The sequence below is a fragment of the Kurthia sp. Dielmo genome (assembly GCF_000307285.2).
GTDB lineage: Bacteria > Bacillota > Bacilli > Bacillales_A > Planococcaceae > Kurthia > Kurthia populi.
In genome coordinates this window covers 46,349-51,718 of sequence record NZ_HE578958.1, presented here as the reverse complement: position 1 = coordinate 51,718, position 5,370 = coordinate 46,349, and the positions used below count along the sequence as shown (strand labels likewise).

At 37.0% G+C, this 5,370-nt stretch carries 8 protein-coding genes; 3 read left to right on the top strand and 5 right to left on the bottom strand.

The genetic code is table 11. The features are described 5' to 3' along the window. Positions 1 to 41 precede the first annotated feature (41 nt). From KTHG_RS08805 to KTHG_RS08795, 3 genes are read right to left on the bottom strand one after another with little or no spacing between them, the layout of a single operon-like run. Positions 42 to 878: an AraC family transcriptional regulator gene (locus tag KTHG_RS08805; RefSeq protein WP_139992898.1), complete on the bottom strand. Its 837-nt coding sequence runs from the start codon at positions 876 to 878 to the stop codon at positions 42 to 44. A 39-nt stretch (positions 879 to 917) separates the two neighbouring features. Then, positions 918 to 1,580 carry a glyoxalase gene (locus KTHG_RS08800; RefSeq protein ID WP_126991809.1) on the bottom strand — a complete coding sequence of 221 codons (663 nt, stop codon included), beginning with the start codon at positions 1,578 to 1,580 and terminating at the stop codon, positions 918 to 920. Between the two features lie 57 nt (positions 1,581 to 1,637). Beyond that, a complete protein-coding gene (locus KTHG_RS08795) occupies positions 1,638 to 2,165 on the bottom strand; it encodes a DUF308 domain-containing protein (RefSeq protein WP_139992896.1) in 528 nt (175 codons plus the stop codon). Positions 2,166 to 2,293: 128 nt separating this feature from the next. On the opposite strand from KTHG_RS08795, the gene KTHG_RS08790 reads away from it, so the two are divergent. Next, positions 2,294 to 2,662, top strand: a complete 369-nt coding sequence (locus KTHG_RS08790) for an OsmC family protein (protein WP_139992894.1) — start codon at positions 2,294 to 2,296, stop codon at positions 2,660 to 2,662. 104 nt (positions 2,663 to 2,766) lie between these two features. Here KTHG_RS08790 and KTHG_RS08785 read toward each other — a convergent pair whose 3' ends face one another. Both KTHG_RS08785 and KTHG_RS08780 read right to left on the bottom strand, forming a co-directional pair. Continuing rightward, entirely contained in the window at positions 2,767 to 3,681 is a 915-nt protein-coding gene (locus KTHG_RS08785) for a tyrosine-type recombinase/integrase (RefSeq protein ID WP_255512417.1), read from the bottom strand. A 190-nt stretch (positions 3,682 to 3,871) separates the two neighbouring features. After that, the gene (locus KTHG_RS08780; protein WP_139992892.1) at positions 3,872 to 4,249 is read right to left on the bottom strand and encodes a nucleotide excision repair endonuclease; all 378 of its coding nucleotides are present in this window, start codon (positions 4,247 to 4,249) and stop codon (positions 3,872 to 3,874) included. Positions 4,250 to 4,480: 231 nt separating this feature from the next. On the opposite strand from KTHG_RS08780, the gene KTHG_RS08775 reads away from it, so the two are divergent. After that, positions 4,481 to 4,792 carry a DUF3784 domain-containing protein gene (locus tag KTHG_RS08775; protein WP_126991814.1) on the top strand — a complete coding sequence of 104 codons (312 nt, stop codon included), beginning with the start codon at positions 4,481 to 4,483 and terminating at the stop codon, positions 4,790 to 4,792. 62 nt (positions 4,793 to 4,854) lie between these two features. After that, a complete protein-coding gene (locus KTHG_RS08770) occupies positions 4,855 to 5,238 on the top strand; it encodes an SET domain-containing protein (RefSeq protein WP_126991815.1) in 384 nt (127 codons plus the stop codon). Positions 5,239 to 5,370: the final 132 nt, after the last annotated feature.

Below are 5,370 nucleotides of genomic sequence, written 5' to 3'. Positions count from 1 at the left end.
TCATTAATCATATGAGGGCAGTATTTAATAGCTAAAATGTTTTATTTTACAGGAATCCAAATCTCTGTCACATAATCCGGTGCGGTCACATCCCCGTTAGGATAGCGTTCAAAGTCAGGTGCTTGGGTAAATTCATATTGAGAGCTTGGCAAAAAGCTTTCAAAAATTTCACGTGTGGTTTGCTGGATGGCGGTTGGGACCGGTCCAACCGCTTCGAAGACAAGCCATTTAGAAGCGAGAATTGTCCAGGATTCAAATGATAATTGGGTATTATCGGTTTTTATGCCAATGACATAATCATAGGCAGTATCCTCTGTGGGGATACACAGCCCTAGCATCGCGTCATCTGCCGCTTCCTTTAATAACTGTTGCTCTTTATCTGTACCAGAGAACTGACGCCAAAACGCGGGAATTTTTTCTACTCCTTCATCCATCGACGCATAGCTTTCCTTTACACCGACTACTTGAAAGGCATCTAATTGTTCGACACGATAATTCATTGAACTTCCTCCTTTAATTTGAACATGAATCGAGAGCTTCGGAAATGCGGAAACGGTTTGACGCTTAGCGCGAATATCAGATGGGGTACAGCCAAAGTACTTTTTGCAGGCCTTCGTATAATTATCTGGTCCGGCATAGCCATATTGTAGGGCAATATCAAGGATGGATTGCTTAGTCTCAAGTAGCTCAAATAATGAGCGAGAGAGCTTGCGCCGGCGAATATATTCACCAAGCGGGATACCTGTTAGCACCGTAAAAAGCTTTTGCAAATTGTACGGTGAGAGCATCGCACAGCGCGCAAGGTCATCTATTGCAATCGTTTCTGTAATATGCGCCTCAATATAATGCAAAACGTCATTAAACCCTTGTAAGTTCATTTCCTTCACCTCGTTACAATTAGTATAGGGGAAAGTGCATTACGTCTCTCGATGATTTTTGGCAAGATTTGTCGGATACATAATCGTGCCATACGACGTGTGAATCGTAATCGGAGAAGGCGTGGCGACAAGTGACGAAAAGAGCCATTTCCGCCCTGCAGGAGCGGTAATAATGTAGCAGCCATTTTCTCCGTAAAATGTAATCATTGTCGTAGAAGGGGTGCTTCCGGCGCGTACAGGAATATGAAAATCTTCCATGACATGCAGTGCCTGCTCAATATGTGGCATCACAAAGCCCACCTCACCAATCGCTAAAATGGTGTCAGATGAAAAGGTCTCATATTCCGCGTCCTCAACTTCTTGGCGGCGCGCGATAAGCTCCATAATATTACCGGCTGGATCATAAAAATAGACAGAGTAGGCATCAATTCGTTCAAAATACACTTCATCTTCGCCATCTTCAGCAATTAATTCTACAAATTGCTGTAGCCATTCCTTCGCATCGGGAAAAGCATTTCGCGGGATATTAAAGGCGATATGATACGTATAAGCATCCGGGCCACTAATAAATGTTAGTTTACTCGTGCCAATTTCCACGCTAGCACTTGTAGCCTGCTTGCTCACCTTAAAGCCCATTGCTTCATAAAATGCCACTGTGTCATCGATATTAGCAATCTGACAAATCACTTCTTGAATGTCCATGTTTTTCCTCCTAACGATATGAAAAGAGGGCCCCACTGAAGTGGATGCCCTATTTTTTTAATGTGTTAATTTCTTTAGACCAAAATAGCCGACAAATAGGGCAATACTTTGGAATAAGAAATAAAACGCAAATATTAATGTTAAACTAATCGCCGCATAGCTAGGACGAATAAGTAATAGCACGGCTACGACTAAGCATAATAGATTAAAAATCATCGCAACGAGATACCATGATTTTTGCGCGCGCATTACTTGTATTTCGATTAAATTGCCAATGATTTCAATTAAGAACCAAATTGCAAAAATAATGCCAATAATCGTTACGCCGCCTGTTGGATAAATACATAAATACAGACCTAATGCCCCAATCGTGATGCCTGTAATTAAGCGAAATGTTGGGCCACTACCCGTTTTCTTTTTGATTTGGAAGTATCTCCATAAATCAAATACCCCTTTTATGATGGCAATAACAGCGCATGTAATAACAATTACTTTTAATGTACTGATGGGCTTAATAAATAAAAATAATGATAGCACAAAGCTCAATAATGCAAATACGAGCGTGAATCGATTTAATTTTTTCATAAAAGCGCCTCCCTTTATTAAAGCGTATCATAAATTTTATGGAAAATTTACTACTTTGTAGAAAAACTTAAATGATTTTACGTTTAGTTTAAAAGATGCAGGGAAAAATGACAGTAGGAGGCGATAGAATGGCTACAAAAATTCAAAAGATAAACGACGTTATTACAATTAATTCAGGTGATAAAACATACGATTTGCCAGGTGCAGATCCTAAAATTTTAGTGGAAGCAACGCTTGCCTCATGTGCTGTAAAAACAATGCGTGAAGTACTAGAGCGCGATGGCATTGACTATAATGAAGCGGATTTAGCAGCAGAGGTAGAGGGTACACTTTCTGAATCAGGTGTAAAACGCTTTACCCATTTCCATCTAAAACTTACTTATCCACCATTCCCATCTGAATATGATGAGGATAAATTCTTAATCACGGTTGAACGTGGTTGTATTATCGGTAATACATTGAAAAATGAAGCAACAGTTGAATTTACAAAACGCTAAATAAATGAAAAAGAAAAACCGGAATCGCGCTGTAGTGCGGTTCCGGTTTTTCGTTGCGAACGCTAAAAAAGGGAAAATGACATATTTTGTTCCAGCCTCTTTTTCTAAGGTAAAAATTTATCAATTGTTTTATCTGATACAGATAAGTAATGCTTAGATATCGTATCAAGTGAGCGGTGACCAGTTTGTTCAGCGATTGTCGCAAGGTCTGCTCCTTTTTCATGCATATCTGTTACGAGAGTTTTTCGGAAATTATAGCCGGATAAGCCTGTCCACTTATTCAAATCATTTAAATAACTACGTTCAGTAACATGCTTACTACGGTATTTTTTGCCGTATTGATTGGCAATGATTTGCCCAACAAAGTAATCATCCGTTTTTAAGTCATATTCCTGAATGTAGAGCTTTATGGCTTGGATTGCTTCATCCGTTAAACGCTTCGTTTTAAATGTCTTTTGCTTTTTCAAATACACATCAACGGTATGGCTTGTTAAATCAAAGTCGCGCATTTGTAAGGCGACCATTTCATTTGGACGATTGCCAGTAATTAAATTAACGAGACAAATCGCACGTCCACGAACATCTAGTAACGATAAGGCCTCTTTCAACTGCGCGGAATCTACAGGTTTTTTCCCTTTAATTTGCTTTTGACGAGCAAACTCTTCCTTATTAAATAAACTTCGCAAGTAGGCCGTCTCTTTTAAATACGCTTCATTATTTAAAAATGTAATGCCATACTCTACTTTTAATAACTTTTTAATGGCTGCTAATCGTTTTTCAAATGTCGTCTTTTTCACTTTTTCCTCTGTAATCGAATAGTACAAATAATCATACATACTCTCTGCAGTAGGTGCTTGACGGGTATGATCTACATAAGCGCGGTAATTTTTAATGTCATGTTTGTAGGATACAGGTATATGACTCTCGAAGGCATTACGCTCCGCGTCGCGTAGTGCATGCCGACGACGTGTTTCAAATTCCTCAATGCCGACGATTTTTTGTTCGCTCACGTTGCTCATCCTTTCGTACATTCATCTCGTAAATTGTAGCATAATTTGGGGTGAAAGTCGCTTTAGAATCGGTCATTCAAGCACTAGAAAAAGAGTACAAACATAGATAGATATGGTTTTCTTTGTGAAATTTTTTATTTTAAAACATAAAAAAACAAGAGGTAGATTAAAAAAATCGCCTCCTGTTTTTTACGTTATTTTATTTGTCGAAGAATACTTTATCTACATTGTATTTTGCTTCGAAAGCATTGATAGCGTATGTTTCATAAATTTCACGTTCCATTGGATCTTCAATTTCATATACTTCAATTTTGAAAATTTCGTTACGGTGATCTTTTACTGGAGATACGTTATCTTCAAAGTGTTTTTTCACACGTTGACGGATTTTACGTGCTTTACCAACGAATAGTACTTCGTTTGCTTCATTATAAAATAAGAAGATACCGCCTTTTTCACGAGTGATTTTGTGTAAATCAATAAAACCATGGAATGGCGTAATTGGCGCTTCGCCTTCTTTTAGTTGTTGTTCACGTTGTTGAATAACAACGGTTGGTTTTGGCATTTCAATATTAATCAAGTGAATTTCAGTCCTTTTTAAATGTCTTGAAAGCCTATTATATCACGCTTTATAGAAAAGATATAGTGCAACGTTTTTAAACGGTTCCCACTTTGGTTCCCACTTTTGAGAAAAAATCTTCAATTTTTGCTGATTCAGCACATATAGTAGATAGCACCACAAGTAAGAATTTTGTATCTATAATAGATTTAGAAGTGTTAAATATTGTAAAATAGATTCAGGAGGTGGCGTATGATTATATTAGGGGTAGTTATTATTTTATTTTTAATTTTAAGTATTATCCTACTTATGGGGAAAGGTGCATTTTTAATTGCCGGGTATAATACGATGGCAGCATTAGAAAAGGAGAAGTATGATGAAGTAGCTCTTTGTCGTGCGATGGGTGTAATGATGCTAGGTATTACAGGGTGTCTTCTATTAATTATACCTAGTATTAAAACAAACAATCAAAGTTTTGGTATTGTTGCGACAATTTTAATGATTGTTATTATAATAGCAGGACTGATTTATATGAATACGAGTAAAAAAATCAAGCGTTCATAGGCAATTCATGTTACAGTTAATAGCGAAACATAATTTACCTGACTAGGAGAACCAACATAACAATGATTGAAATTAAAAACTCAGAAGTAAGTGGTCGTGGCGTATTTGCGACCGTAGATATTAAAGCAGGCACACTTTTCCACCAAGCACCTGTTCTGGCTTATCCAAATGAAGAACATCAATATATTGAAAAAACAGTATTTGCGGATTACGCATTTGAATATGGTATTGGACGCTCAGCAATCTTATTAGGTTATGGTATGCTATTCAACCATTCATATGAACCAAATGCAACGTATGATATTAATTTTGATAATGAAACATTTGATTTCTCTGCTTTTAAAGATATTAAAGCAGGCGAAGAAGTATTTATTAATTATAATGGCGATATCGATGATATGGATCCATTATGGTTCAATGAAGAGCAAGAACAAGAAGTGAAATAAAGACAAAGAAGGTCTTCCAATTTGGAGGACCTTCTTTTTATATCGTTCCTTTTTCTTGGAAACAATCACTTAAAAAAACAATGGAATGATCGATGGTATCAAGCATTTCATTCATCAACAATGTAATATTAT